Annotated in this window: 1 protein-coding gene; it reads left to right on the forward strand. The window is 60.8% G+C overall.

The window, feature by feature from the left end:
• On the forward strand, positions 1–183 hold a 183-nt coding region (locus VG556_RS22625), incomplete at its 5' end, for a hypothetical protein (protein ID WP_423180084.1).
• Positions 184–413: the final 230 nt, after the last annotated feature.

Genomic DNA, 413 nt, shown 5'->3' on the forward strand with positions numbered 1-413 from the left:
GTGGTGGGGCGTGGCCTGGTGGCTGGACCGTCGGAAGATCTACTTGAAGATCTGAGCAGTCCCGGGGTCGGACCCCGTTCCGCAGGAAAGGGCCCTGACCCGATCCGCCAACGGCATCCACGCATGTGCGGCTCCCAACGCCCAGAAAAAATGAACGATTTCAGCCACATCACATTGGCGTGAGGGCCCGGCGATTTCATATCCGAAGTGTGATTTCCCGCACGCAAGTTCACCTATCGAAACGGTTCACATGACGGCAGACTGCACACGCAGCAGCGTGCATTTGCAGTTCCTGATTCCCTGTCCAGGAGGACTGTATGACCCGTGCCGTCCCGCGCGCTTTCCGTCCGCGCCGCCTCACCGTTTCCATGCTTCAGGCACTGGCAGTCCCGTCCATGGTGCTGTTGACCGCC

It is taken from the genome of Stenotrophomonas sp. CASM106 (assembly GCF_049384825.1).
GTDB lineage: Bacteria > Pseudomonadota > Gammaproteobacteria > Xanthomonadales > Xanthomonadaceae > Stenotrophomonas > Stenotrophomonas muris.